General features: G+C 60.6%; 24 protein-coding genes, 1 tRNA gene and 2 pseudogenes. 21 read left to right on the top strand and 6 right to left on the bottom strand.

Annotation, left to right across the window (positions count from 1 at the left end):
• Positions 1-76: 76 nt before the first annotated feature.
• Entirely contained in the window at positions 77-1,357 is a 1,281-nt protein-coding gene (locus M2396_RS13180) for an OprD family porin (RefSeq protein ID WP_101317389.1), read from the bottom strand.
• Positions 1,358-2,089: 732 nt separating this feature from the next.
• Here M2396_RS13180 and M2396_RS13175 point away from each other — a divergent pair.
• Together M2396_RS13175 and M2396_RS13170 are read left to right on the top strand one after the other, a co-directional pair.
• Positions 2,090-2,512 carry an HIT domain-containing protein gene (locus M2396_RS13175; protein WP_101317391.1) on the top strand — a complete coding sequence of 141 codons (423 nt, stop codon included), beginning with the start codon at positions 2,090-2,092 and terminating at the stop codon, positions 2,510-2,512.
• A gap of 4 nt (positions 2,513-2,516) precedes the next feature.
• Entirely contained in the window at positions 2,517-2,723 is a 207-nt protein-coding gene (locus M2396_RS13170) for a SlyX family protein (RefSeq protein WP_101317393.1), read from the top strand.
• Positions 2,724-2,768: 45 nt separating this feature from the next.
• Here the strand turns inward: M2396_RS13170 and M2396_RS24185 are convergent, their stop codons facing one another.
• Entirely contained in the window at positions 2,769-3,362 is a 594-nt protein-coding gene (locus M2396_RS24185; RefSeq protein ID WP_150570879.1) for a cold shock domain-containing protein, read from the bottom strand.
• A gap of 283 nt (positions 3,363-3,645) precedes the next feature.
• Between M2396_RS24185 and M2396_RS13160 the strand changes: the two genes are divergently transcribed.
• The 18 genes from M2396_RS13160 (at position 3,646) to M2396_RS13075 (ending at position 17,143) form a co-directional block, all read left to right on the top strand.
• Positions 3,646-4,119 carry a Dps family protein gene (locus M2396_RS13160; RefSeq protein WP_150572002.1) on the top strand — a complete coding sequence of 158 codons (474 nt, stop codon included), beginning with the start codon at positions 3,646-3,648 and terminating at the stop codon, positions 4,117-4,119.
• Positions 4,120-4,377: 258 nt separating this feature from the next.
• Positions 4,378-4,623: a ribbon-helix-helix domain-containing protein gene (locus tag M2396_RS13155; RefSeq protein ID WP_258197118.1), complete on the top strand. Its 246-nt coding sequence runs from the start codon at positions 4,378-4,380 to the stop codon at positions 4,621-4,623.
• Positions 4,624-4,715: 92 nt separating this feature from the next.
• Entirely contained in the window at positions 4,716-4,937 is a 222-nt protein-coding gene (locus M2396_RS13150) for an FmdB family zinc ribbon protein (protein ID WP_101317401.1), read from the top strand.
• A gap of 93 nt (positions 4,938-5,030) precedes the next feature.
• Positions 5,031-6,806 (top strand): aspartate--tRNA ligase, encoded by a 1,776-nt coding sequence (aspS, locus tag M2396_RS13145; RefSeq protein ID WP_101317403.1) that lies wholly within the window; start codon positions 5,031-5,033, stop codon positions 6,804-6,806.
• Positions 6,807-6,904: 98 nt separating this feature from the next.
• The gene (locus M2396_RS13140; RefSeq protein WP_101317405.1) at positions 6,905-7,651 is read left to right on the top strand and encodes a YebC/PmpR family DNA-binding transcriptional regulator; all 747 of its coding nucleotides are present in this window, start codon (positions 6,905-6,907) and stop codon (positions 7,649-7,651) included.
• A 68-nt stretch (positions 7,652-7,719) separates the two neighbouring features.
• Positions 7,720-8,244, top strand: a complete 525-nt coding sequence (gene ruvC, locus M2396_RS13135; protein ID WP_101317407.1) for a crossover junction endodeoxyribonuclease RuvC — start codon at positions 7,720-7,722, stop codon at positions 8,242-8,244.
• 108 nt (positions 8,245-8,352) lie between these two features.
• On the top strand, positions 8,353-8,970 hold the full coding sequence (gene ruvA, locus M2396_RS13130; protein WP_101317410.1) for a Holliday junction branch migration protein RuvA: 618 nt from the start codon (positions 8,353-8,355) through the stop codon (positions 8,968-8,970).
• Complete coding sequence (gene ruvB / locus M2396_RS13125; RefSeq protein WP_101317412.1) at positions 8,967-10,013, top strand: Holliday junction branch migration DNA helicase RuvB; 1,047 nt, start codon at positions 8,967-8,969, stop codon at positions 10,011-10,013. Before ruvA ends, ruvB begins: the two co-directional genes overlap by 4 nt.
• Positions 10,014-10,138: 125 nt before the next feature.
• Positions 10,139-10,591: a tol-pal system-associated acyl-CoA thioesterase gene (ybgC, locus tag M2396_RS13120; protein ID WP_101317414.1), complete on the top strand. Its 453-nt coding sequence runs from the start codon at positions 10,139-10,141 to the stop codon at positions 10,589-10,591.
• A 2-nt stretch (positions 10,592-10,593) separates the two neighbouring features.
• Positions 10,594-11,289, top strand: a complete 696-nt coding sequence (gene tolQ / locus M2396_RS13115) for a protein TolQ (RefSeq protein WP_101317416.1) — start codon at positions 10,594-10,596, stop codon at positions 11,287-11,289.
• A 14-nt stretch (positions 11,290-11,303) separates the two neighbouring features.
• Positions 11,304-11,756, top strand: a complete 453-nt coding sequence (tolR, locus tag M2396_RS13110; RefSeq protein WP_101317418.1) for a protein TolR — start codon at positions 11,304-11,306, stop codon at positions 11,754-11,756.
• Positions 11,756-12,832 carry a cell envelope integrity protein TolA gene (gene tolA, locus M2396_RS13105; protein ID WP_259075358.1) on the top strand — a complete coding sequence of 359 codons (1,077 nt, stop codon included), beginning with the start codon at positions 11,756-11,758 and terminating at the stop codon, positions 12,830-12,832. The genes tolR and tolA overlap by 1 nt, the downstream gene beginning before the upstream one ends.
• A 26-nt stretch (positions 12,833-12,858) precedes the next feature.
• Positions 12,859-14,130 carry a Tol-Pal system beta propeller repeat protein TolB gene (gene tolB, locus M2396_RS13100; protein WP_189691595.1) on the top strand — a complete coding sequence of 424 codons (1,272 nt, stop codon included), beginning with the start codon at positions 12,859-12,861 and terminating at the stop codon, positions 14,128-14,130.
• A 54-nt stretch (positions 14,131-14,184) separates the two neighbouring features.
• Positions 14,185-14,685: a peptidoglycan-associated lipoprotein Pal gene (pal, locus tag M2396_RS13095; protein ID WP_043201913.1), complete on the top strand. Its 501-nt coding sequence runs from the start codon at positions 14,185-14,187 to the stop codon at positions 14,683-14,685.
• Between the two features lie 5 nt (positions 14,686-14,690).
• Positions 14,691-15,506, top strand: coding sequence for a tol-pal system protein YbgF (ybgF, locus tag M2396_RS13090; RefSeq protein ID WP_101317426.1), 816 nt, complete (start codon positions 14,691-14,693; stop codon positions 15,504-15,506).
• A gap of 159 nt (positions 15,507-15,665) precedes the next feature.
• A complete protein-coding gene (queE, locus tag M2396_RS13085; RefSeq protein ID WP_259075354.1) occupies positions 15,666-16,313 on the top strand; it encodes a 7-carboxy-7-deazaguanine synthase QueE in 648 nt (215 codons plus the stop codon).
• A gap of 17 nt (positions 16,314-16,330) precedes the next feature.
• Positions 16,331-17,005 carry a 7-cyano-7-deazaguanine synthase QueC gene (gene queC, locus M2396_RS13080; protein WP_101317428.1) on the top strand — a complete coding sequence of 225 codons (675 nt, stop codon included), beginning with the start codon at positions 16,331-16,333 and terminating at the stop codon, positions 17,003-17,005.
• Positions 17,006-17,067: 62 nt separating this feature from the next.
• Positions 17,068-17,143 (top strand) — tRNA-Lys (locus M2396_RS13075).
• A 294-nt stretch (positions 17,144-17,437) separates the two neighbouring features.
• On the opposite strand, the gene M2396_RS13070 is transcribed toward M2396_RS13075, so the two are convergent.
• From M2396_RS13070 to M2396_RS13060, 4 genes and pseudogenes are all read right to left on the bottom strand, one after another.
• Entirely contained in the window at positions 17,438-18,397 is a 960-nt protein-coding gene (locus M2396_RS13070; RefSeq protein ID WP_259075350.1) for a cation diffusion facilitator family transporter, read from the bottom strand.
• A 67-nt stretch (positions 18,398-18,464) separates the two neighbouring features.
• Positions 18,465-18,986, bottom strand: a pseudogene (locus M2396_RS24365) (methyl-accepting chemotaxis protein); the annotation flags it as partial.
• A 336-nt stretch (positions 18,987-19,322) separates the two neighbouring features.
• Positions 19,323-20,372: pseudogene (locus tag M2396_RS24360) on the bottom strand (HAMP domain-containing protein); the annotation flags it as partial.
• 277 nt (positions 20,373-20,649) lie between these two features.
• Positions 20,650-21,996, bottom strand: a complete 1,347-nt coding sequence (locus tag M2396_RS13060) for an APC family permease (RefSeq protein ID WP_150570897.1) — start codon at positions 21,994-21,996, stop codon at positions 20,650-20,652.
• A gap of 527 nt (positions 21,997-22,523) precedes the next feature.
• On the opposite strand from M2396_RS13060, the gene M2396_RS13055 reads away from it, so the two are divergent.
• Entirely contained in the window at positions 22,524-24,041 is a 1,518-nt protein-coding gene (locus M2396_RS13055; protein ID WP_259075345.1) for a YdgA family protein, read from the top strand.
• Positions 24,042-24,309 lie beyond the last annotated feature (268 nt).

Raw genomic sequence — 24,309 nt, 5'->3', positions numbered from 1 at the left:
GCAGGCCAGTTGTCAGCCAAGAAAAAGCCCGGCGTGGTCGCCGGGCTTTTCAAGTGCGGGGCACTGCAAGCCAGGCTTACAGGATGCTCAGCGGGTACTCGACGATCAGACGCAGTTCGTCCAGAGAGTTGGAGTAAACGGCGTCGGACGAGCGATAAGTTGCCTGACGAACACGGAAGCTCAGGTCCTTGGCGGGGCCCTCCTGAAGCACGTATTTGACGTCGATGTCACGTTCCCACTCGGTTCCGTTGTTGGTGCCTTCCACTTTCGCATCCGTACCGCGTACGTAGCGAGTCATGAAGGTCAGGCCAGGAATACCGAACTCGGCAAAGTTCAGGTCATAACGTGCTTGCCAAGACTTCTCGCCTTCAGCATTGAAGTCGGAGCGGGCAATGGAGTTTGCCAGGAAAATGGTGCCATTACCGTCGACGCCATACTGATAGCCACCGTCGCCGGTCATCTTCTGATACGCGACGGTGAAAGTGTGCGCGCCAATGCTATAGGCGCCGGACAAGCTGAATGCGCGGCTGTCGATCTTGTCGCCATCATAGGCTCGAGCTTCGCCGCTGCCACTGCTCTTGGTGTCATACACGTTGAAGTCGAACACCAGGCCTTGAGTGTCAGAGATCGGCAGAGCCCAGTTGACGTTGGCGTAGTATTTGCGCCAGTAGTCTTCAACCTTGGAGTAGTAAAGGCTGGTGCTGAGGCTGTCGGTGAAGGCATACGTGCCGCCGGCAACGTCGGCTTTCTTCAGGCGGAAGTTGTCACGGTTGGTCTGTTCCTGACCGGTCAGGCTGGTGAAGCGACCCGCATTCAGGGTGAGGCCTTTGATTTCGCTACTGGTGATCAATGTGCCTTGGGCCATCTCAGGCAGCAAGCGGCTGTCGTCGGTGGCGAATACAGGCAGCGATACGAATTGGTCGCCAGCCTTGAGTACGGTGTCGGAAATGCGGAACTTGACCGCCGCGCCACCCTTGGAGTAGTCGTCCTGGGAACGGCCATCTGAACCGGTAGGGAACAGGCCCGTGCCGGAGAAGCCACGACCGCTGTCCAGCTTGAGGCCGAGCATGCCGATGGCGTCGACACCTACACCGACGGTGCCTTGGGTGAAGCCCGATTCAAAGGTACCGATGAAGCCTTGGCCCCATTCACGCTGATCATGACGCAGGCCGGCTGCGCGGTTAGCGGCCGACTCCTGGTTACGATAGTCACGGCTGAAGTACAGGTTGCGCAACTTGACTGACAACTGGCTGTCTTCAATAAAGCCTTTGGAATCATCCTGCGAAGAGGCGATGGCCATTTGCGAGGTGCCTGCCGCAACGGCCAGGGCGATCATGCTCCACTTCATCACGCGCATCGTGATTTGCTCCTTTGGTTTTTAGGAAGAGTACCGCTGCGCCCGGGGTTTTAATTATATGGGGCAGCTCTTTCTTGTTGTGTCGGCGCGAAGGTATATCACGCTGACTCTTTATTTGGCGATATGCATAAAGCAACTTTTCACAAACTTTATGGTGTGTCGCTTATAACTAATTCAATGTCGCAAATTACGCGCCGAACAGCGGACATATATCCCAGCGTTCTGCTCCCTCATCCGTTAACACAGGACGGTACCCCTTGATAGTGCTTCGGCGCCGTGGTCTGTCGGCAGCTCCTGCTCACTGCAGGTGTCGTGCCGACTTGGCATTGAGGGAATGCAACAAGCGTGCTCATTTTCACATTGAGTTGATGAATTTTTCACATCTGCCTGATCACTTGCTGGCAAACCTCCGAAAATAAAGGGTTCGGTCTGTCTGATGGTGTGCCAATATTCAACGGTCGATGCAACTGTAAGGTTGCTAACTAAACCAATGTGTTACCGCCGATTGTTCATCTTGAGTAGTTTTACTGGGAACCGCCGTCAGCACCGCGACGGACGGCTCTATTTTGGTGCGAAAAGTAGCGCTCTGTTACCGCGGCGGTGCAGGGCAGCTGTGCAAGCCAGCTAATGTGTAGCTGGAGCGCCCGATTTCATGCCTGTTGCGGCTAGGCAGGGTATCCTCCGCGCACCATGCCTGCGTTGCGCAGGCGATCTGATTGAAGGAGATTTGCCGTGTTCGTCCTGGATCCGCGTTTGCAGCAGGATTGCCTGGTGCTGGGAGATTTCCCGCTGTGTCGGCTGCTGTTGAGCAAAGACGCCAATTATCCGTGGTTCATTCTGGTGCCGCGGCAAGCCGACGTCAGTGAGCTGTTTGACCTCACGGCAGCCGACCAGCAGCAGCTGTGGCAAGAAACCACCTGCCTGGCCAATTCGCTCAAACAGGAATTTGCTGCCGACAAGATGAACGTGGCGACCTTGGGCAACGTGGTCAGCCAACTGCACATGCACGTGATCGTGCGCCACCGCAACGATGCTGCCTGGCCTGCGCCAGTGTGGGGCAAGGTGGCGGCTGCCGAGTACAGCGAGGAGCAACTCGCACAGCTTCGCCAGCGCCTGCGCTCGGCGTTGAACAACAATGACTTCAAGGAGGCGTGAGCTGATGTCTCTGGAATCGCAAATCATCGACCTGGAAACCCGTCAGGCGTTTCAGGATGACGCGCTGCAGGAGCTCAATGATGTGGTGGTCGAGCAGGGGCGGGTGATCAATCGTCTGCAACTGCAGATGGCCGAGCTGATCAAGCGTTACGAGGAGATGGTCGGGCAGTACGGCAGCGAAGGTGAAGAAGCGCCGCCGCCTCATTACTGAGGATGGGTACCTTGCGGGTGCATAGCGCCCGCAAGGCCTTTGCTGTCAGCGGCGCGAGACCGCGATCACGTCTTCGGCCTGCAGGCCCTTGTCGCGGTGCATGACCGAGAACTCCACGCGTTGGCCTTCGACCAGTACGCGGTGGCCGTCGCCACGGATGGCGCGAAAGTGCACGAAGATATCGTCGCCGGAGTCGCGCGAGATAAAGCCGAAGCCTTTCGAGGTGTTGAACCACTTGACGGTGCCGGTATCGCGCTTGCTGCCTTCCTGGGCAGCGCCGCCAGCATTGCGCGAGCGGCCGCTGCTGCGGCTGAAGCCGGCAACCAGGTGTGCCAGAACTGCCAGAGCAGCGCACAGCAGTGCAGGCAGGTTGCCCAGCTCAGGCCGGACCAGCACGGTTACTGTTTGCAGGGCAACCGCCAGCACCAGCAAAGCGCTGGCCAGGTATTGCAGTTGCAGGCGCGCGCCGCGGTAATAAAGCGGCACGACCGGCGCCAGCAGTAGGTTGAGCAGGCCGAGCAAGGCCAGGTACACGGCCTCCGGTTGCTGCAGGAAGGGAATTGCCTCGGTGCGAAGGCTTGGTATGAGCGACAGCAGCAAGGCTGCTACGCCCGTCACCAGATGGACGATCTTGAACATTTGGGTTGGCTCACGTTTATAAGGTCAATCACAGGAAGAGCGGGCAGCACGGTGCGCATGAGAGAGAAAGCGCGGTCACGCAGCTGGCCTGCCTATGCATCCGGCATTAACAATCCGCACGAATGGCACCCTGCCTATTTAACAGCAAAGGCCCGGTGAGCTCAAACCGGGCGGATGATGGGGGTGATCGATTGCCCTGCGTCACATGCAGGCGCAGGCAAGTCTTGTTACAGTGCCCCTTCATCCGCTTGACTACCCAAGCCACATGAAAAAGGGGAGCTTCATGGCAATCGATATCGGTATCAGTGAAGAAGATCGCAAGTCCATCGTCGATGGGCTGTCCCGTTTGTTGTCGGATACCTATGTGTTGTATCTGAAAACCCATAACTTTCATTGGAACGTTACCGGTCCGGCGTTCCGTACCCTGCACCTGATGTTCGAAGAGCAGTACAACGAGCTGGCCCTGGCGGTTGACTCGATCGCCGAACGGATCCGCGCGCTGGGCTTCCCGGCGCCTGGTTCCTACGCGTTCTATGCCCGCCACTCATCGATCCAGGAAGAGGAGGGTGTGCCGCCTGCTGACGAGATGATCCGCCAGTTGGTCGAGGGGCAGGAGGCGGTCACGCGTACCGCACGCAGTATTTTCCCGGTGGTCGACAAGGTCAGTGACGAGCCAACGGCGGATCTGCTGACCCAGCGTATGCAGGTGCACGAGAAGACCGCGTGGATGCTGCGCTCGTTGCTCGAAGGTAAATAAACTGTCCAAGCCGCCCTGCGCCGTGAAGCGCAGGGCGGTGGTGAACTGCACGCGCAGGCGGAAAATTTTGCCGCTGCTCATGCCCCGCCTCGCTGCGCTTCATTACACGCCATGATTCATGTCTCCAGCACATGAATGGATCCCCTTGGCGATGGAGTGGCAGCAGTGGACATCAGGGTGCGGAGCAGCAAACGCAATGTGTGTCAGGGACATTGGCCAGGCAAGGCCTGTGTCGATCCCTTCGCAGCGGACTTCGACATGCTGCAGGTGCAGCCAGTGTCGCGGTCGGTCAGGCTTAATGGCTTTGCCACCTGCCTGCGCCTGGAGGATGTGTATTGGCAGATATTGCAGCGTATTGCCGAGGTCAATCAGTGCTCGGTCAGTGCGGTGTTGTCCTACATTGACCGCGAAGTTCACCTGCGCCACGGCGGGGTGCGCAACTTCAGCGGCCTGGTCCGGGTGATCTGCGTTGCCTGGCTACGCGATCCGCCAAGCGCGCGTTGAGTGCCGGGCGGGCTGCACTGACCTCTCTAACCATATATAATGCCGGTTTTTGCTGCCCCGGCAGCCAGCGTTATGGTTTGCGAGAGATCCCCGTGCCCCTTTACGACTATCAATGTGCAGCCTGCAACCATCAGCTTGAGGCGTTGCAGAAGATCAGCGCCGCGCCGTTGACTGATTGTCCGGCCTGCCAGGCGCCGGAATTGAAGAAGCAATTGTCCGTTCCAGGTTTTCGCCTCAGTGGCACTGGCTGGTACGAAACCGACTTCAAGACCGGGGCAAAAAAGAATCTGGCAGGCGGCGACAAGGCCGACTGAGTTGAATTGCAATGTCCGGGTCTTGCAGTATTAGCCCTCTGGGCGGCCAAGGCCTCCATCGAATACACGAATCACGAGAAGCGAACCACCATCATGATGCGCAGCCAATATTGCGGCCAACTGAACGAGAGCCTGGACGGCCAGGAAGTCACCCTTTGCGGCTGGGTCCATCGTCGCCGCGACCACGGCGGGGTGATTTTCCTCGATATCCGTGACCGCGAAGGCATGGCCCAGGTCGTGTTCGACCCGGATCGCGCCGAAACCTTCGCCGCCGCCGACCGCGTGCGCAGCGAATACGTCGTACAGGTCACCGGTAAAGTGCGCAAGCGTCCCGAAGGTGCAGTCAACGCCAACATGGCGTCGGGCGGCATCGAAGTACTGGGTTACGAGCTGACCGTACTCAACGAAGCCGAAACCCCGCCGTTCCCGTTGAATGAGTACTCCGACGTCGGCGAAGAAACCCGCCTGCGTTATCGCTTCATCGACCTGCGTCGTCCGGAAATGGCCGAGAAGCTGCGTCTGCGTTCGCGCATCACCACCAGCATCCGCCGCTTCCTCGACGAAAACGGCTTCCTCGACGTCGAAACACCGATCCTGACCCGTGCCACCCCAGAAGGTGCACGTGACTATCTGGTGCCAAGCCGTACCCACGCCGGCAGCTTCTTCGCCCTGCCGCAATCGCCGCAGCTGTTCAAGCAGTTGCTGATGGTGGCCGGCTTCGACCGTTACTACCAGATCGCCAAGTGCTTCCGCGACGAAGACCTGCGTGCCGACCGCCAGCCGGAATTCACCCAGATCGACATCGAGACCAGCTTCCTCGACGAGTCCGAGATCATGGGCCTCACCGAGAGCATGATCCGCAAGCTGTTCAAGGAAGTGCTGGATCTGGAGTTCGGTGAATTCCCGCACATGACCTTTGAAGAGGCCATGCGCCGCTACGGTTCCGACAAGCCAGACCTGCGTAACCCGCTGGAACTGGTCGACGTTGCCGACCAGCTGAAAGATGTCGACTTCAAGGTCTTCGCCGGCCCGGCCAACGATCCGAAGTGCCGCGTCACCGCCCTGCGCCTGCCAGGCGGCGCAAGCATGCCGCGTAGCAAGATCGACGAGTACACCAAGTTCGTTGGCATCTATGGTGCCAAGGGCCTGGCCTACATCAAGGTCAACGAGCGCGCCAAGGGCGTCGAAGGCCTGCAGTCGCCGATCGTCAAGAACATCCCTGAGGCCAACCTCAACGTGATCCTCGATCGCGTCGGTGCGGTTGATGGCGACATCGTGTTCTTCGGTGCCGACAAGTTCAAAGTGGTCAGCGAAGCCCTGGGTGCGCTGCGGATCAAGGTCGGCAACGACTTCAACCTGCTCACCTGCGAATGGGCACCGATGTGGGTTGTCGACTTCCCGATGTTCGATGAGAACGAAGACGGCAGTTTCAGCGCCTTGCACCACCCGTTCACTGCACCCAAGTGCACCCCGGAAGAGCTCGAGGCCAATCCGGCCACGGCGCTGTCGCGTGCCTATGACATGGTGCTCAACGGCACCGAGCTGGGTGGCGGTTCGATCCGTATTCACCGCAAAGAGATGCAACAGGCGGTGTTCCGCCTGCTCGGTATCGAAGCGGCGGAACAGGAAGAGAAGTTTGGCTTCCTGCTCGACGCGCTGAAGTTCGGTGCACCGCCGCACGGCGGCCTGGCCTTTGGTCTGGACCGTCTGGTAATGCTGATGACCGGCGCCCAGTCGATTCGTGAAGTGATCGCCTTCCCGAAAACCCAGAGCGCTGCCTGCGTCATGACCCAGGCTCCGGGCCTGGTCGATGCCAAGGCACTGCGTGAGCTGCACATCCGTCTGCGCGAGCAGACCAAGGTCGAGTAACACCGACCCGGGCGCGCCCGTGAGGTCGCGCCCTCGAATTTATCGCGTTCCGCCCTTCGGGGCGGAACCTGTTTGTGGATCAAGGATTCGGAGTCGATATGGCTGGTCATTCCAAGTGGGCGAACATCAAGCACCGCAAAGAGCGCCAGGATGCCAAGAGAGGCAAGGTCTTCACCAAGTGGATTCGCGAGCTGACGGTCGCGGCCAAGCAGGGCGGCGCCGATCCAGCGTCGAACCCACGCTTGCGACTGGCGCTGGACAAGGCACTTGGTGCCAACATGAGCCGCGACATCATTGATCGGGCAGTTGCCCGCGGCGCCGGTACCAACGAAAGCGACAACGTCGAAGAGCTCAGCTATGAGGGTTACGGCCCTGGCGGCGTGGCGATCATGGTCGAAACCATGACCGACAACCGCAACCGTACCGCAGCGGCTGTGCGCCATGCCTTCACCAAATGCGGCGGCAACCTTGGCACCGACGGTTCAGTTGCTTATCTGTTCGAGCGCAAGGGCCAGATCAGCTTTGCCCCTGGCGTTGACGAAGACGCCTTGATGGAGGCGGCCATGGAGGCCGACGCCGATGACGTGGTCAGCAATGACGACGGCTCGTTCGAAGTGTTCACCTCATTCAACAGCTTTTATGCCGTGCGCAACGCGCTGGAAGAAGCTGGGTTCAAGGCCGCCGACGCCGAAATCGTGATGCAGCCGACTACCAGTGCCGAGCTTGATCGCGATGGCGCTGAAAAAGTCCTCAAGCTGATCGATATGCTCGAAGACCTGGACGACGTGCAGAACGTCTATTCCAATGCGCAGATCTCCGATGAGGTCCTTGAGCAGCTAGGCTGATGCCGGCGCTTCAAGCCATCAGGGCCTGACTGCTCCAAGCGTGTTTTCATTTTCAACTTGCAGGCCCTATGACTCTGATTCTTGGTATCGACCCCGGTTCGCGCATCACCGGTTTTGGCGTGGTCCGCCAGACCGCCCGGGGCTGCGAATATGTGGCGTCGGGGTGTATTCGTACGGGCGCCGGCGAGTTGTCCGAGCGCCTGCAGATCATCTTTCGTGGCGTCAGCGAGATCATTCGCCAGCACGGCCCGGTTACCATGGGCATCGAACGGGTGTTCATGGCGCGCAATCCGGATTCGGCGCTCAAGCTCGGCCAGGCCCGTGGTGCAGCCATCGTGGCCGGTGCCGAAGCTGGCCTGGAGATCGCCGAATATAGCGCCACCCAGGTCAAACAGGCGGTGGCTGGCACCGGCGCGGCCAACAAAGACCAGGTGATGCTGATGGTCATGCACCTGCTCAAGCTGACGCAAAAGCCGCAGATCGACGCCTCTGATGCCTTGGCTATCGCCCTCTGTCATGCGCATACCCGCTCCAGCCTGATCCCCCACGGCTTGACCACTGCGCGCAAGCGCGGCGGACGCTTGCGTCTGTAACCGCTTCATGCGCTGATACACATTTTGGCCGGGTGAAACGTTCACTCGACGCATTTGCTGATAGGGTTGACCGGTCTGTGGCCGGCGCTCGAAAGGAAGGATCGAAACGTGATTGGACGTTTGCGCGGCACCCTGGCGGAAAAACAACCGCCGCATCTGATTATCGACGTCAACGGCCTGGGCTATGAGCTCGAAGTGCCGATGACCACCCTGTATCGCCTGCCCAAGGTTGGCGAGCCGGTTACCCTGCATACCCATCTGGTGGTGCGTGAAGACGCCCACCTGCTCTACGGCTTTGGCGAAAAGCGCGAGCGCGAGCTGTTCCGTGAGCTGATCCGTCTCAACGGCGTCGGCCCCAAGCTGGCGCTGGCGCTGATGTCCGGGCTTGAAATCGACGAGTTGGTGCGCTGCGTGCAGGCGCAGGATGCCTCGGTGCTGGTGCGCGTACCCGGGGTTGGCAAGAAGACTGCCGAGCGCCTGCTGGTCGAGCTCAAGGACCGCTTCAAAGCTTGGGAGACGTCCTCGTCGATGTTCACCTTGGTATCCGACGGCCCGGCGCCGGTCGGTGGTGCGTCCACCGCCGAAGCCGACGCGGTCAGTGCGCTGGTGTCGCTGGGCTACAAGCCTCAGGAAGCCAGCAAGGCTATCTCGCTGATCAAGGACAAGGCTGGCCTGAGCAGCGAAGACCTGATCCGCCGCAGCCTGCAAGGGATGATTAGCAAGTGATCGAAGCCGACCGCCTGATCGCCGCTTCCGGACGCGACCGCGAAGAAGTCCAGGACCGCGCGATTCGCCCGCTGAGCCTTGATGAGTACATCGGCCAGCCGGTGGTGCGCGACCAGATGGGCCTGTTCATCCAGGCTGCCCGTGGCCGCAACGAGTCGCTCGACCATACCCTGATCTTCGGCCCGCCGGGCCTGGGCAAGACCACCCTGGCCAACATCATCGCCCATGAGATGGGCGTTTCGGTGAAGAGCACGTCAGGGCCAATTCTGGAGCGGCCCGGTGATCTGGCGGCAATGCTGACCAATCTCGAGCCGCACGATGTGCTGTTCATCGACGAAATTCACCGGCTCTCGCCGATTGTCGAAGAAGTGCTGTACCCGGCAATGGAAGACTTCCAGCTCGACATCATGATCGGTGAGGGCCCAGCCGCGCGTTCGATCAAGCTCGATCTGCCGCCGTTCACCCTGGTCGGCGCGACCACCCGAGCGGGCATGCTGACCAACCCCTTGCGTGACCGCTTCGGCATCGTCCAGCGCCTGGAGTTCTACAGCGACAAGGACCTGGCCACCATCGTTACCCGTTCGGCGGGCATTCTGGGCCTGGTCATCGATGATTTGGGCGCCTTCGAGATTGCTCGGCGTGCACGCGGTACGCCGCGGATCGCCAACCGCCTGCTGCGCCGGGTGCGCGACTACGCCCAGGTACGCGGCAAGGGCGAGATCACCAAGGCGGTGGCGGACCTGGCGCTGAATCTGCTGGATGTCGACGAGCGCGGCTTCGATCACTCCGACCGGCGTTTGCTGCTGACCATGATCGAGAAGTTCGATGGCGGTCCGGTCGGGGTGGACAACCTTGCCGCTGCCATCAGCGAGGAGCGCCATACCATCGAGGACGTGCTCGAGCCGTACCTGATCCAGCAGGGCTACATCATGCGTACGCCGCGTGGCCGCGTGGTGACGCGGCACGCCTACCTGCACTTTGGCTTGAACCTGCCCGGGCGTTTGGCCGACCCGGCGGATTTTTCCGATGTTGTCGATGAATGACAGATCAAAAGGCGGTTTCCGTGGTCCTACCGCTGGCATGCCCATGGCGCGCTGGCACTAAGGCATTACCGAATGCAAAAACACTTGCCGGGCGGATTGGCAAGCCGAGGAGTAAGCACTAGAGTATGCGCGCGCAAAATGGGCTTGAATCGTTCGCACACCGCTGTCGCGTCTATTACGAAGATACCGACGCAGGCGGCGTGGTGTATTACGTCAACTACCTGAAATTCATGGAGCGTGCGCGCACCGAGCGGTTGCGTCACCTGGGTTTCTCCCAGCATCAACTGGCCGGGGAGAATCTGCTGTTCGTGGTTCACTCCACCGAGGCGCGCTACCACGCGCCGGCGCGCCTGGATGACGAGTTGCGGGTAACCGCAGAAGTCGTCGAGGTGAACCGCGCCAGCCTGCGCTTCGTGCAGCAGGTGTGGCGAGAACAAGATGCAAAGCTGCTCTGTGAGGGGCAGTTTCTGGTGGCCGCTGTGCGCGCCGACACTTTCAAACCCCGAGCCATCCCCCCAGCGCTGCGCGACGCCTTCCTGGCGGGCGGCCCGGGTACTCAATCGAATGCAGGAGAATAAGCGTGGAAGCTAACGTCGTCGACCATACCTCCATGTGGAGTCTGGTCAGCAATGCCAGCATCGTGGTGCAGCTGGTAATGCTGATTCTGGTGGCCGCCTCGGTCACTTCATGGATCATGATCTTTCAGCGCAGCAGCATGCTGCGCGCCGGTCGTCGTGCGCTGGATGCCTTCGAGGAGCGCTTCTGGTCGGGCATTGATTTGTCCAAGCTGTACCGTCAGGCAGGCAGCAACCCGGACCCGGATTCGGGTGTCGAGCAGGTGTTCCGTGCCGGCTTCAAGGAATTCTCGCGTCTGCGTCAGCAGGCGGGTGTAGACCCTGACGCGGTCATGGAAGGCGTTGGTCGGGCCATGCGCGTAGCCATCTCGCGTGAAGAAGAAAAGCTCGAGCAGAGCCTGCCGTTCCTCGCCACCGTCGGTTCGACCAGCCCATACATCGGCCTGTTCGGTACCGTATGGGGCATCATGAACTCGTTCCGTGGTTTGGCTTCTGCCCAGCAGGCAACCCTGGCTACCGTTGCGCCGGGCATCGCCGAGGCATTGATTGCCACTGCGATCGGCCTGTTTGCTGCGATCCCTGCGGTTATCGCCTACAACCGTTTTGCCGCACGCAGCGAAACGTTGATCAGCCGTTACTACACCTTCGCCGACGAGTTCCAGGCGATCCTGCACCGTAAAGTGCACACCAGCGAAGAGTAATCAGGTAGAAACCCATGGCCCGAGTTCGCCACAAACGCAAGCCCGTCGCCGAGATGAACGTGGTGCCCTACATCGACGTGATGCTGGTGCTGCTGGTCATCTTCATGGTGACGGCCCCGATGCTCAACCAGGGGGTCAAGGTCGACCTGCCCAAGGTTTCCAGCGAAGCCTTGCCGCAGGACAACAACGTCCAGATCCTTACCATCTCGATCAAGGCCGACAAGACCTACTACTGGAACCTTGGCAGCGAGGTCGATACCGACAAACAGATGGACAAGGCCATGACCTTGCCGGACATGACCAATGCCGTGACCAAGATCATTGCCGCCGGTCGCGACCAGGGCAAACAGACCCAGGTCTTTATCCGTGGCGACAAGTCCGTCGATTACGGCTCGGTCATGGGCGCCATGGGCGGGTTGCAGAAGGCCGGTGTCGGTAACGTTGGCCTGATTACCGAGGCGCCCTGATGCAACAGCGAGAGCCATCTGCCTCGGAAAGCTACTTCTGGCCCAGTGTCTGGGCCATTGGCTTGCATGTCGTGGTGTTTGCGATGCTGTTCGTCAGCTTCGCCATGACCCCTGAGCTGCCGCCGTCCAAGCCGATCGTTCAGGCTACGCTGTACCAGCTCAAGTCCAAGAGTCAGGCCACTACCCAGACCAATCAGAAGATTGCCGGGGAGGCGAAGAAAACCGCTTCGCGCCAGACTGAAGTCGAACAGCTGGAACAGAAGAAGGTCGAACAGGAGGCCGTGAAGGCCGCGGAACAAAAGAAAGCCGACGCGGATCAAAAGGCCGAAGCTGCTCGCGAAGCGGCAGAAGCCAAAAAAGCCGAAGAAGCTGCCAAGACTGCTGAAGCCAAGAAGGCCGCCGAGGCCAAGAAAGCCGAAGAGGCGAAGAAAGCCAGCGAAAAACAGCAGGCTGATATCGCCAAGAAGAAGGCGGGAGAAGAGGCCAAGAAAAAGGCCGACGAAGAAGCCAAGAAAGACGCAGCTGAAGAGGCGAAGAAGAAAGCCGCCGAAGAAGCCAAGAAAAAAGCCGCCGAGGATGCCAAGAAGAAAGCGGCAGCCGAGGAAGCGAAGAAGAAAGCAGCTGAAGAGGCCAAGAAGAAGGCCGCTGCAGATGCCCAGAAGAAAAAAGCCCAGGATGCAGCCCGTAAGGCGGCAGAAGACAAGAAAGCCCAGGCCCTGGCCGAGCTGTTGTCTGATACCACCGAGCGCCAGCAGGCTCTGGCTGACGAGCAGGGCGACCAGGTAGCCGGTGATTTCGACGACCTGATCCGCATGCGCGCTGCAGAAGGTTGGGCCCGTCCGCCTTCGGCACGCAAAGGCATGACGGTAGTGCTGCAGATCAACATGCTGCCCGATGGCACCATCACCAGCGTCAGTGTGGCCCGCGCCAGTGGCGACGGTCCGTTTGATGCTTCGGCGGTGGCAGCGGTGAAGAACATTGGTCGACTGACCGAAATGCAGGGCTTGAAGCCGAGTGATTTCAATGCGTATCGCTCGTTCAAGATGACATTTACACCTGAGGATCTAGCGCTGTGATTAAACTCTTTCGAGGGCTGCTGGTCATGCTCTGCTGCGTGGCAGGTATGGCCGTAGCAGAGGAAAAGAACATCCTGGTCACCAGCGGTAGCGATCGGGCCACGCCCATCGCGGTAGTACCGTTCGGCCTGCAGGGTGGCAGCGTGCTGCCAGAAGACATGGCCGACATCATCGGCAATGACCTGCGCAACTCTGGCTACTACTCGCCGATTCCAAAGCAGAACATGATCAGCCAGCCAAGCCAGGCCAGCGAAGTCATCTTCCGCGACTGGAAAGCCCTGGGCGCCCAGTACGTCATGGTTGGTAGCATCGTGCCGTCCGGTGGCCGTCTGCAGGTGCAGTACGCGCTGTTCAACGTGGCCACCGAGCAGCAAGTGCTGACTGGCAGCGTTGCCGGTACTGTCGACCAGTTGCGCGACATGTCGCACTACATTGCCGACCAGTCGTTCGAGAAGCTCACCGGCATCAAGGGTGCGTTTTCCACCCGCATGCTGTATGTGACTGCCGAGCGCTTCTCTGCCAACAACACCCGCTACACCCTGCAGCGTTCGGATTACGACGGTGCCCGGGCAGTGACCCTGCTGCAGTCGCGTGAGCCGATTCTGTCGCCACGCTTCGCACCGGATGGCAAGCGCATCGCCTATGTATCGTTCGAGCAGCGTCGCCCACGTATCTTTGTCCAGCACATCGACACCGGTCGCCGTGAGCAGATCACCAACTTCGAAGGCCTCAACGGCGCGCCAGCCTGGTCGCCGGATGGTTCGCGCCTGGCGTTCGTACTGTCCAAGGACGGCAACCCGGACATCTATGTGATGAACATGGGTTCGCGCGCGATCAGTCGCGTAACTGCCGGCCCTGGTATCAACACCGAACCGTTCTGGGGTAAAGACGGCAACACGCTTTACTTCACCTCCGACCGTGGCGGCAAGCCGCAGATCTACAAAACTTCGGTCAGTGGCGGTTCCGCCGAGCGTGTAACGTTCGTGGGTAACTACAATGCCAACCCGAAACTTTCGGCGGACGAGAAGACCCTGGTGATGATTCATCGCCAACAGGGCTTCACCAACTTCAAAGTGGCGGCCCAGGACTTGCAACGTGGAAGTGTAAAGATTCTCTCAGAGACCAGTCTTGACGAGTCCCCCACTGTTGCGCCCAACGGCACCATGCTAATCTACGCCACCCGCCAGCAGGGCCGGGGAGTCTTGATGCTCGTCTCTCTCAACGGACGCGTGAGGCTCCCGCTTCCTACCGCGCAAGGCGAAGTCAGAGAACCGTCCTGGTCCCCTTACCTGAACTGATGCGGCGTTACACCGTTTTGCTTAACACACTGGGGTTTCATTAGGAGTTTCACGATGGAAATGCTGAAGTTTGGTAAATTCGCTGCGCTGGCTCTGGCCATGGCTGTAGCTGTAGGTTGCTCTTCCAAAGGTGGCGACAACGCCGGCGAAGGCGCTGCTGTAGATCCTAACGCTGGTTACGGTGCCAACACTGGCGCTGTTGACGGCAGCCTGAGCGAAGAAGCCGCCCTGCGCGCAATCACCACCTTCTACTTCGAATACGACAGCTCGGACCTGAAGCCAGAAGCCATGCGCGCTCTGGATGTTCACGCCAAGGACCTGAAGTCCAACGGCAGCCGTGTTGTTCTGGAAGGCAACACCGACGAGCGTGGTACTCGCGAGTACAACATGGCTCTGGGTGAGCGTCGCGCCAAAGCCGTACAGCGTTACCTGGTTCTGCAGGGCGTTTCCCCTGCACAGCTGGAACTGGTTTCCTACGGTGAAGAGCGTCCAGTTGCCACCGGCAACGACGAGCAATCCTGGGCTCAGAACCGTCGCGTAGAACTGCGTAAGTAAGTCCTATGCGTACGTGCCGCCGTGCTTTGACCGTCCTCGCACTCAGCCTGCCCTTCACGGCGTGGGCTGCAGTCCCTGTAGTAGATGACAACGCGAGCAGTTATCCGCCCGCGGGTTATGGCACGAGCGGCGCCTATGCCGGAGCAGGGGCTTCAACCCCTGCTTCTGCACAGGGTCAGTTGTTCATGCAGCTGCAACAGATGCAGGATCAGATTTCCCGCCAGCAAGGCATCATCGAAGAGTTGCAGAACGATGTGTCGCGCATGAAGCAGGAAAACCTGGAACGATACCAGGATCTGGACCGTCGCATTTCAAGTGGTGCCGCGCCTGCCGCGACTCCCGATAATTCTTCAACCGGTGGCGCATCCGATGCCGCTGCCGGTGCAGCAGCCGGCGCCGCTGGCGCTGCTGCGCAACAACCGGCCGCGGGTAGCGAGCCGGCTGATCCGGCGAAAGAAAAGCTCTACTATGATGCTGCTTTCGACCTGATCAAGCAGAAGGACTTCGACAAGGCCAGCCAGGCGTTTACCGCCTTCCTGCGCAAATACCCTAACAGCCAGTATGCCGGCAACGCGCAATACTGGCTGGGTGAGGTGAACCTGGCCAAGGGCGACCTGCAAGGTGCAGCTCAGGCGTTTGCCAAGGTCAGCCAGTCGTATCCCAAGCACAGCAAAGTGCCTGATTCCTTGTACAAGCTGGCCGACGTCGAACGTCGCCTGGGCCGTACCGACAAGGTAAAAGGCATTCTGCAGCAAGTAGTTACCCAGTACCCCGGCACTTCCGCCGCGCAACTGGCGCAACGCGACCTGCAAAAGCTCTAAGCAGCCCGTTTGTGAGAAAACCCGCGCCTGGCGCGGGTTTTTTCGTTAGACTCTTGGCCCTTTTACGTAAACACGCTGCTGCGGATAACGCTTTGTCGAGTCCGCGACAGTGCCTGACGGAGGCGGACAGCCTGTTTAGCTGTCACGCCCGTGGCGATCATGCAAGATACCTTACGCATCACCGAAGTCTTTTACTCGTTGCAGGGTGAAACGCGCACGGCTGGCCTGCCCACCGTGTTCGTCCGCCTGACTGGCTGCCCGTTGCGCTGCCAGTACTGCGACAGCGCCTATGCCTTCACCGGCGGTACGATTCGCAGCCTGGATTCGATCATGGAGCAGGTGGCGGGCTTTCGTCCGCGGTATATCTGCGTTACCGGTGGCGAGCCATTGGCTCAGCCCAACGCGTTGCCGTTGCTTGAGCGTTTGTGCGATGCAGGCTACGAGGTGTCGCTGGAAACCAGCGGCGCGCTGGATATTTCCAAAGTCGACAGCCGCGTCAGCCGTGTGGTCGATCTGAAGACCCCGGCCTCGGAAGAATCGCACCGCAACCGCTACGAGAACATCGAGCTGCTGACCCGTAATGACCAGGTAAAGTTCGTCATCTGTTCGCGCGAAGACTACGACTGGGCTGTCTCCAAGCTGATCCAGTACAACCTCGATCAGCGCGCAGGCGAAGTGCTGTTCTCGCCTAGCCATCATCAGGTCAGTGCCAGTGATCTGGCTGACTGGATCATTGCCGACAACCTGCCCGTGCGCTTCCAGTTGCAGCTGCACAAGCTGCTGTGGAACGACGAACCCGGCCGCTGAAACCCAAGGACCAAGACATGACTGACAAACGCGCGGTAATCCTGCTTTCCGGTGGCCTCGACTCGGCCACCGTGGTCGCCATGGCCCAGGCCGATGGCTACAGCTGCTACACCATGAGTTTTGACTACGGCCAGCGTCATCGCGCCGAGCTCGACGCAGCCGCCCGGGTGGCCCGCGACATGGGAGTAGTCGAGCACAAGGTGATCGGTCTCAACCTTGATGGCATCGGCGGCTCGGCGTTGACCGACAGCAGCATCGACGTGCCTGAGGCACCTGGCGAAGGCATCCCGGTCACCTACGTGCCGGCGCGCAACACCGTGTTCCTGTCGCTGGCCCTGGGTTGGGCCGAAGTCCTGCAGGCACGCGATATCTTCATCGGCGTCAACGCGGTGGATTACTCCGGCTACCCGGATTGCCGTCCTGAGTTCGTCGAAGCATTCGAGCGCATGGCCAACCTCGCGACCAAGGCCGGTGTTGAAGGGCAGGGCTTCCGCATTCAGGCGCCGCTGCAGAACATGAGCAAGGCACAGATCGTCCAGGCCGGTGTTGCCCGCGGCGTCGATTACAGCCTGACAGTGTCCTGCTACCAGGCCGATGATCAGGGCCGCGCCTGCCGCAAGTGCGACAGCTGCCGCTTGCGCGCGGACGGCTTCAAGGCCGCAGGTGTGGAAGATCCGACCCGCTACTTTTAAGCCTTTTTACTGATGGGGTGTTGATTTTTCGTTAGAAATCAGTATTATACGCGCCATCAAAAGGGTCGTTAGCTCAGTTGGTAGAGCAGTTGGCTTTTAACCAATTGGTCGTAGGTTCGAATCCTACACGACCCACCATTTTTACAGCTGTGCGGAGCAAGCCTCTGGCTTGGTTCGGTATCAAATCAAGATGAAAAAGCCCGCCTTTCATGGCGGGCTTTTTCGTTTCTAGAGTTCCATGCGCGCAGCGTGGCATGGCCTTGAGGGCGTTGTCTTCACCAGAGCTGAGGCAGTGGTGCCGGGCCTTGCAGCGAAGGGAACAGCGGCAGTACATCGCTGGCCAGTTCACCAATGATGCCGAAGTGCAGGCATTCGTCGGATGGATCAACGATGAAACTGCAGCCGATAGCGGCCTGGCCTGCTGACAGGCACTTACTCAGCCCACTCCGGATCCCCGGTAAACACCACCGTGATCCACCGATCCGGCCCTTCGCCGCCCACCGCATCGCCGATTTCGTTGCGCAGGGCGTCCCACTCGGCGATGGTCCGTGCCGCCATGTCGGCAGGCACGATGAAGTACAGCTCGATCTCGCGCGAGCGCCCGACCTTGGCCACATACGCCCGAAACGACTGCAGGCCATGCTTGTGCACGAAGGCCTGGGCGACGTTGTCGACGTGTTGCTTGAGGTCGCTCGGCGTCACCAGGAAGATATCGGCCAGGGCCTGGCGTACCACCGACAACGGCAGCGGAATGATCACCAGGCACACCAGTCCGAGCACCGCCGGGTCGATGTACGGTGAGATCCACTGCCACTGCGTGCCCTGAATCGCCAGGCCAACGCAGAAGGCAATCAACAGCGCGGCGGTAATGCTCGCCGACATGACCCAGCCCTTGACGTCCATGCGCACGAAGTCGGAGTTGAGCGTGCGGTTCGCGCGGGCCTCGACCACGGCGATGGTGACGCAGGCAATCACGGTCAGTACGGCGTAGATCAGGGCGAGGCCGAACTCGAGGTCGCGGCCGCCTTCGAGCAGGCTGCTGACCGCGTTGATCAGGGCGTAGATGGCCACGCCGCTGAGCAGAATGCCGTTGAGTGCCAGCACCATCGGTTCAAGGTGCCAGAAGCCCATGCTGAAGCGCTCGCGCAACTTGCGCGACATCTGCGCGCTGCTGATGTGGGCGGTGATCAGCTTGACCACCACCAGCGACAAGCCGCTCATGCTGGCGTCGACCAGCGAATAGACGCCGTCGAACACAATCGAGAACGAGCCCGAAGCCAGGCCGAAGGCGATACCGATGGTGGCGATGAAGAGAGTGACTGCGATCGAGGTGCGCAGTAGGCCCTGCTCGCAGGTCAGGTCGAAAAAAGCCGGTTTGGGTGAGATCTGCATAACTGAAACTCTTGTACGGCGGTAATGCCGGGGATAGCGGCATCGGCATTGCCGAGGCCAGTACAGACTAGACGCGAAACTGCGCCATCAATGCTTGTTGCTGATTGGCCAGGTGGTTCAGCGCCTGGCTGATGCGCGCCGATTCGTCTGCCTGGCCGGCGAGCGAGTCGGTTACATCGCGAATGCCGGCCACGTTGCGGTTAACTTCTTCGGCGACGGCGCTTTGCTCTTCGGCAGCCGAGGCGATCTGCAGGTTCATGTCGGTGATCACTGCGACAGCCTCGCCAATGCGCTGCAGCGCGGGCATCGCCTGCTCCATCTGCTGCGCGCTGTCCTGCGCCTGGCGCTGGCCGGCCTGCATGGTGCCGACCACGGCTTCGCTGCCTTGCTGCAGGCCTTCGATCACCTGGCGGATCTCCTCGACTGATACCTGGGTACGCTGAGCCAGGCTGCGCACCTCATCAGCCACCACCGCGAAACCGCGCCCAGCCTCGCCGGCGCGGGCTGCTTCGATAGCGGCGTTGAGTGCAAGCAGGTTGGTCTGCTCAGCAATGGCGCGGATCACCTCCAGCACCGAGCCGATCTGCTCGCTGCGGCTCTCGAGCGCTTTCGCCTGGCCCATCGCCGCATCCATGTCGCTGGCCAGTTGGGAAATTGCCCGACGGGTGTCGGCTACCCGCTGCAGGCCTTCGCGGCTGGCCTGATCGGCGCCGCGTGCCGCCTGCGCTGCCTGCGCGGCGTTATGGGCAACGTCCTGCGCGGTGGCGCTCATTTCATTGGCGGCGGTCGCCACCTGCTCGATCTCGCGTTGCTGTTGCTGCATGCCATTGCTGGTCTGGCTGGCGATGGCGGCGGACTGGTCCGCCGTGGTGCGCGCGTCCTGTAGCGAGGCTTTGACCTGGGCAATCACCGGTTGCAGCTTGTCGAGAAAACGGTTGAACCAGCCGGTCAACTGGCCCAGTTCATCATCGCGGGCGTAGTCCAGCCGGCGGGTCAGGTCGCCTTCGCCGCTGGCGATATCCTGCAGACGCCGGGCTACCATCAGGATTGGCCGGGTAACGCCACGCGCGGTCAGCCAGACCAGCAGCAAACCCAGCACCGCTGCAAACAGGCCGATGGCCAGGCTGATCAGGTTGGCGTCCTGGTTATGCCCGGCCAGGCGTTGGTTCAGCGCTACTGCCGGCGCCTGCAACACGGCCTCGGGCAGCTCCAGCAGAACTTGCCACGGGGCGGCGTCAGGGATAGGCGCAAATGGCTGCGAGACGCGCATCTGGCCGTGATCCAGGCGCCGCACTGGCTGCCCGGCAAGCAAGCTTGGTAGCAGCTCGCGGGCCGGGCCGCTGAGGACGTGCTCGAGCGGCTTGCTCAGTTGCGTGGCATCAGCGCTGTGGCCGGCGAGCAAGCCCGCCGGGCTGACGATGCTGACCTGGCCTTGGCCGTCGAACAGTTCCTGGCGGCCACTGAGGCTCAGTTGCTGGAGGTTGTCCAGGCTGATGTCCAGGCCAACTACGGCGATGACCTTGCCGTTATCCATGATCGGCAGGGCGATGCTGGTCATCAGGATCTGCTGGCCATTGATCTCGTCGAAGTAAGGTTCGACCACGCAAGCCTTGGCGGTTTGCTCCGGGCAGGTCAGCCAGCGGTTGTAGGGCGAGCCGTTGGCGCCAATGCTGCTGTCGGCAAGCATCGCCTCGGGCATGGCTTCGGCGGTCAGCGTGCCGGACTGTGCTTGCGACCAGTACAGCGAGAAGCGTCCGCTGTCATTGCTACCGTGCTCGGGCTGGTTGATGAAGCGCGCATCCTGTCGGTCGAGGGCGTTCGGTTGGAACACCAGATACAAGCCGATCAGGCCAGGATTGCCTACCAGCGCCGCGCGTGCCTGTGCGCTCAATGATGCGCGTAGATCGCTATCGCCGCGCTGCCTGAGTACCTGCACCAGGCGGCTGAAACCGCTGCCGTATTGGTAGGCATCCATGAAGTAGCGCTGAATACGCAGTGCCTGGGTTTCGGCCTGAGCCTGCAGGCGCAGGCGGGCGCTGTGGTCGAGCAGTTCGCTGTTGGCGCTGAACACCTGTGCTGCGCTGCGGCGCGCCTGAGTCAGCGAGGTGGCCACCAGCAGGGCGACGATGACCAGCAGGCACAGGCCGGCGAGCAGGGTGATCTTCCACTGGATGGAAAGGCGGCGCGGGAGCATGGGTTTTCCTTCTCGAGCAGAGCGACGCCCGCATCAAGCGGGCGTCGGTGGGGGAGGCTCAGTCAGCGATACAGCTGGGCGGCGCGATGCGAAACGCCTTGGTCAGCCAGCCGAGGTAGATCAGCCCGGCCAGTGCCCAGGCGCCGCCAAACAGCAGCGAGTGCTGGTTGAGGTCCAGCCACAGCGAGACGATGATGCAAAAGCCAATGGTCGGCAGCACCAGGTACTTGAAGGTCTGGGCCAGGCTCTTGCGACCCTTCTCGCGCAGGTAGCAGTGGTTGATCACCGCCAGATTGACGAAGCTGAAGGCAACCAATGCGCCAAAGTTGATTACCGAGGTAGCTGTGACCAGATCAAAGAAGATCGCCGACAACGCCACCAGTCCCACCACGGCAATGTTCAGCACCGGCGTCTTGTACCGAGGATGCAGGCGGGCGAACACCCGAGTCGGGATCACCCCGTCGCGGCCCATCACATACAGCAGCCGTGACACACTGGTCTGCGAGGCCAGGCCCGAGGCGATGGTGTTGATCACCGTGCAGGCGATGAACACCGACTGGAACAACTTGCCACCGACATACAGGGCGATTTCCGGCAGCGCCGCTTCCTGGTCATGGAAGCGCTGCATGGTCGGGAAATAGGCCTGGATGAAGTAGGACACAAGAATGAACACCACGCCGCCGATCAAGGCGGTGAGGAAGATCGCCCGCGGAATGGTCTTGCCCGGATCGCGAGTTTCCTCCGACAGGCAGGTCACCGCATCGAAACCCAAGAACGAGAAGCACAGAATGGTCGCACCGGCGGCCAGCGCGCTGAACTGCACCTGTGGGTCGACAAACGGGATCAGGCTCCAGGCCGTGCCCAGGCCCTCGCCATGCTCAAGGCCACGTGCGCAGAGATAGATGAACACACTGATGATCGCCACCTGCACGGCCACGAACAGGGCATTGAAGTGGGCCACCAGGTTGACGCTGCGCATGTTGACCAGGCTGATCAGGGTGACGAAGCCGGCCACCCAGATCCACTGTGGCACCTCCGGGAACATCGCCGACAGGTACAGCTTGGCCAGCAGGGCGTTGACCATCGGCAGCAGCAGGTAATCCAGCAGCGAAGACCAGCCGACCAGAAAGCCCACGTGCGGATTGATCGCCCGCTGGGTGTAGGTGTAGGCCGAGCCCGACTGCGGAAAACGCCGTACCAGCGTGCCGTAGCTCACCGCGGTGAACAGCACGCCCAGCAGCGCCAGGATGTAGGCACTGGGCACATGCCCGGCAGTAATCCCGGAAACGATGCCAAAGGTGTCGAAGACGGTCATCGGCGTCAGGTAAGCCAGACCGATGATCACCACATGCCACAGGCGCAGGGATTTGCGGAACTGGCCGCCGGTGCTTGGTTCAGGCTGCATGCGCGCGATGCTCCTGAGCCTGAACGGTGGGCGAGTAGGCGGGCGGGCACAGCCAGGTCGTGCGGATGAGCTCCATGTTGTTCACCTTTTATGTCGGAGCGAGGGCGGGCGCATGCGAGGCGCCGGTGGCATGGCTGACAGTGCCGCAGCGAAGTTCAAGGCGCGCAGAGTCCCTAGTGGGGCGAGTAAGCGCGCTGCGGTTGTTCTTCGTTGTTAGGCGCTGAAGCAAGGTGGTTAAAATAAAAAACGATGCCGGGTAGGGTGTCAAGTTAAACATGACAGGATGTAACGGACATCGAGCTTTTATCGGGTTTTTTCCGCTTATGCCCCAAGGTAAGTGCGAATTTTCATTCAAAGACAGATTTTAATGTCCGTAAAAATTTACGATCGCTGATTGCCAAACACATCCTCAGCAAATTTTTGCCCACTGAGCCCGGCGCATCCGACAGGCGTCAGTGGTACCCTTCGTGCCCAGCGCGACGGTGTCGCACCCAGTCCCCCCTTATGGAAAGCAATCGGTTCAATTCATGAAGAAATCAGTAGGCATCCTCTCCGGCCTGGCCGTCGCCATCGCCATCGCAGCCACCGCTGGCGCCTGGTACACCGGCAAGCAACTGCCCGCCGAGTTGCAGGCTTCGGTCACCCGTGCCAACGAAGAACTGCTCAAGGCCACTGCTGGTACCGGCGGCAGCATGAGCCTGGAACTGTCCTCGCTGGAGCAGCACCTGTTCAGCAGCACCGCGCACTACCGGCTCAAGGCCAAGGATGTGTGGCTGGGCGAAGGCCAGGCGCTGAACTTCGATGTCGGCATCACTGATCAGCTTGAGCACGGGCCATTCCCGTGGTCGCGGGTCAAGGCGCTGAAACTGATGCCGGTGATGGTCTCGAGCAACAGCGTGCTCGACAAGGACGAAGCCACAGCCAAGTGGTACAGCGCTGCGGGTGAGCAATCGCCGATCACCGCCAATGTCGATGTCGGTTATGGCGGTCACATCGACAGCGATGTTCGCCTGGCGCCGATCAAGCTCAATGAGGTAGACGGCAACAGCGTTGACTTCTCCGGCATGCAGGTGCTGCTCAGCGGCGACCGTGAAGGCAAGGCTGTGAAGATTCACGCCAACGCTGATCGTCTGCAGATGAAACTGGTGGGTGCAGACCATCCGCCAGCGACCTTCACCCTGGACAAGTTCAAGGTAGGCGGCAACCTGGCCAGCACCGACCACGACATGGTCTATGTCGGCAACGTCGATGTTCTGCTTGGCCAACTGGAGGCTGTGCTTGGGCCAAAGCAGGAAGTGATGTTGCTCAAGGACCTGGAGCAAACCAACCTGTACACCGCCGAAGGAACTGACAAGATTGGTGCGCGAATCGCGTACAAGGTTGGCGACATCAACTACGCCAACCGCGCCGTTGGCAGCGGCAAGATGGTCGTGACCATGAACTCGGTCGACGTGTCGGCCCTGCAGTCACTGGCCGAGTGGTACCAGACCAAGCTGCCTGAAGTGCAGGCCATGCAAGCGGCCACTGCTGCTGGCGAGCCAATGCCGTCGTTCAACATGAGCGAGGAAGAGAAGGTCAAGGTTCAGGCAGACCTGCAGAAGATGCTTGCCGCCAAACCAAAGCTGGCCCTGGAGGAGTTGTCGTTCAAGACTGCCAACGGCCAGAGTCACTTCAAGCTGGCGCTGGACTTCGCCGCGCCGAGCTCGTTCGACCTGCCGCCTGATCAACTGGCCAAGCAACTGATCAGCCAGCTCAACGGCGAACTGCTGGTGTCCAAGCCGATGGTCGGCGACCTGACCGCATTGCAGGCGCTGCTCGAAGGCCAGACCGACCCTCAGGCGATCGCTCAGCAGTCCAGTCAGGCCGGTGAAATGCTCGGCATGATGGCGCTGCAGAGCGGCATGGCCACGGTCAAGGGCGACGACGTCGTGTCCAACCTGCACTACGCCGATGGCATGGTCGACTTCAACGGCAAGAAAATGACCGTTGAAGAGTTCGTCATGAGCCTGGCTGCACTCATGGCGGCGCCGTGGCCGCAGGGCTGACCGTGTGAAGGCGTGGCCAGGCAACGGCGGGGCAAGCCCACCGTTACCTGGCCACGCAACTGCAAGCACTTGCGCGCAATCAGGTCAGCTACGCCGGCCTGATTGGCACGCGCAGAAATCGCTTTTGCAATGACCTGATTGTCTGTAGCCTTCGGCGCGATAATAATCCGCGCCCGCAGAAGGCCGTGATGGCCTGTCTGGCCGTCCGGCGTCATTAGCCTGACTGCCAGGGCTCGGTGATACTCTTGACTGACGCGCACGCGCGCCC

The sequence above is a fragment of the Pseudomonas sp. BIGb0278 genome (assembly GCF_024809895.1).
Taxonomy (GTDB): Bacteria; Pseudomonadota; Gammaproteobacteria; order Pseudomonadales; family Pseudomonadaceae; genus Aquipseudomonas; species Aquipseudomonas shirazensis.
This window is presented reverse-complemented; position numbering and strand designations above follow the sequence as displayed.

What these genes read in the sequence shown, in the direction of transcription:
- M2396_RS13180 (WP_101317389.1), bottom strand. Translation starts at nt 1,357, where the DNA reads ATGCGCGTGATGAAGTGGAGCATGATCGCCCTGGCCGTTGCGGCAGGC.
- M2396_RS13170 (WP_101317393.1), top strand. Translation starts at nt 2,517, where the DNA reads ATGTCTCTGGAATCGCAAATCATCGACCTGGAAACCCGTCAGGCGTTT.
- M2396_RS24185 (WP_150570879.1), bottom strand. Translation starts at nt 3,362, where the DNA reads ATGTTCAAGATCGTCCATCTGGTGACGGGCGTAGCAGCCTTGCTGCTG.
- M2396_RS13160 (WP_150572002.1), top strand. Translation starts at nt 3,646, where the DNA reads ATGGCAATCGATATCGGTATCAGTGAAGAAGATCGCAAGTCCATCGTC.
- M2396_RS13155 (WP_258197118.1), top strand. Translation starts at nt 4,378, where the DNA reads ATGCTGCAGGTGCAGCCAGTGTCGCGGTCGGTCAGGCTTAATGGCTTT.
- aspS (WP_101317403.1), top strand. Translation starts at nt 5,031, where the DNA reads ATGATGCGCAGCCAATATTGCGGCCAACTGAACGAGAGCCTGGACGGC.
- M2396_RS13140 (WP_101317405.1), top strand. Translation starts at nt 6,905, where the DNA reads ATGGCTGGTCATTCCAAGTGGGCGAACATCAAGCACCGCAAAGAGCGC.
- ruvC (WP_101317407.1), top strand. Translation starts at nt 7,720, where the DNA reads ATGACTCTGATTCTTGGTATCGACCCCGGTTCGCGCATCACCGGTTTT.
- ybgC (WP_101317414.1), top strand. Translation starts at nt 10,139, where the DNA reads ATGCGCGCGCAAAATGGGCTTGAATCGTTCGCACACCGCTGTCGCGTC.
- tolR (WP_101317418.1), top strand. Translation starts at nt 11,304, where the DNA reads ATGGCCCGAGTTCGCCACAAACGCAAGCCCGTCGCCGAGATGAACGTG.
- tolA (WP_259075358.1), top strand. Translation starts at nt 11,756, where the DNA reads ATGCAACAGCGAGAGCCATCTGCCTCGGAAAGCTACTTCTGGCCCAGT.
- tolB (WP_189691595.1), top strand. Translation starts at nt 12,859, where the DNA reads ATGCTCTGCTGCGTGGCAGGTATGGCCGTAGCAGAGGAAAAGAACATC.
- pal (WP_043201913.1), top strand. Translation starts at nt 14,185, where the DNA reads ATGGAAATGCTGAAGTTTGGTAAATTCGCTGCGCTGGCTCTGGCCATG.
- ybgF (WP_101317426.1), top strand. Translation starts at nt 14,691, where the DNA reads ATGCGTACGTGCCGCCGTGCTTTGACCGTCCTCGCACTCAGCCTGCCC.
- queE (WP_259075354.1), top strand. Translation starts at nt 15,666, where the DNA reads ATGCAAGATACCTTACGCATCACCGAAGTCTTTTACTCGTTGCAGGGT.
- queC (WP_101317428.1), top strand. Translation starts at nt 16,331, where the DNA reads ATGACTGACAAACGCGCGGTAATCCTGCTTTCCGGTGGCCTCGACTCG.
- M2396_RS13070 (WP_259075350.1), bottom strand. Translation starts at nt 18,397, where the DNA reads ATGCAGATCTCACCCAAACCGGCTTTTTTCGACCTGACCTGCGAGCAG.
- M2396_RS13060 (WP_150570897.1), bottom strand. Translation starts at nt 21,996, where the DNA reads ATGCAGCCTGAACCAAGCACCGGCGGCCAGTTCCGCAAATCCCTGCGC.
- M2396_RS13055 (WP_259075345.1), top strand. Translation starts at nt 22,524, where the DNA reads ATGAAGAAATCAGTAGGCATCCTCTCCGGCCTGGCCGTCGCCATCGCC.